General features: G+C 65.1%; 1 protein-coding gene. It reads right to left on the bottom strand.

All coding sequences use genetic code 11. The features are described 5' to 3' along the window. The coding region (locus ACL02S_RS24100; RefSeq protein WP_412804783.1) for a condensation domain-containing protein at positions 1–1,319 on the bottom strand (1,319 nt) is incomplete at both ends.

The following is a 1,319-nucleotide window of genomic DNA, read 5'->3' as shown; positions in this document are numbered from 1 at the left end:
CACCTGCGCAGACAACACACTGTCGGGATCGGTTTCCGCACCCAGCACCGCCCGCTGCCACACCGCGTAATCCGCGTACTGCACCGGCAACGGCGCCCACCCCGGCACCTGCCCGGCCGCACGCGCCGCATACGCCACCATCACATCCCGGGTCAACGGCCCCATCGACCACCCATCCGCACTGATGTGATGCGCCACGAACACCAACACATGCTCGTTCTCACCCACCACGAACAACGCCGCCCGCAACGGAACCTCGACAGTCACATCGAACCCGGCCGAAACCACCTCACCGACCCGCTCCCGCAACTGCGCGACCGCAACCGGCCGCGCAGACAAATCCGGCACCGCCTGAGCCACCGGCACAATCAGCTGATACGCCACCCCATCCTGCTGCGGATAGATAGTGCGCAACACCTCGTGCCGCTCCACCACATCAGCCACCGCCGCCTGCAACGCCACCACATCCAACACACCGGACAACCGCACCGCAACCGGAATATTGTTCACCGCCGACCCGGTATCGAACTGGTTCAAAAACCACATCCGCTGCTGCGCCAACGACAACAACACCCGCTCCGGACGCGGGCTTGCTACCAGCTCACGGCCACGACCGGTTCCCGCATGCGACTCCACCCGCGCAGCCAACGCGGCCACTGTCGGGGCTTCGAACAGCATGCGGACCGGAACCTTGGCATCCAACACCGCGCCGATCCGCGCGACCACCTGGGTGGCGCTCAACGAGTTACCGCCCAGGTCGAAGAAATCGTCATCCAACCCGACGACATGTTCGCCCGCGGCTGCCGATACTCCGAGTACCTCAGCGAAAGCGTCGGCCACGATTTGTTCGATCGGTGTCGACGGCGCCCGGAACGCCCGCACCTCGAACTCCGGCTCCGGCAACGCCTTACGATCCAGCTTGCCGTTCACCGTCAACGGCAACGCCGCCAACACCACAAACGCCGACGGCACCATGTACGACGGTAAGCCCGCACTCAACGCAGACTTCACCCCCGCCACATCCACACCGGTTTCGCTATCGGCGGCGACGAGGTATGCCACCAACCGATCCCCCACCCGCGGATCGGACTTCGCGACCACCACCGCCTGCGCGATACCCGCCACCCCCAACAACGCCGCCTCGATCTCCCCCAACTCGATCCGGAAACCCCGAATCTTCACCTGGAAATCACTCCGACCCCGATACTCCAACACCCCCCCAGCCGTCCACGCCACCACATCACCCGTGCGATACATCCGCTGCCCCACCACGAACGGATCAGCCACGAACCGCTCCGCGGTCAAATCCACCCGACCCA

This window comes from Nocardia spongicola (assembly GCF_047200775.1).
In the GTDB taxonomy this organism is placed as follows: domain Bacteria; phylum Actinomycetota; class Actinomycetes; order Mycobacteriales; family Mycobacteriaceae; genus Nocardia.
Note: the sequence above shows the minus strand (reverse complement) of the source record. Positions and strands in the feature narration are given on the sequence as shown.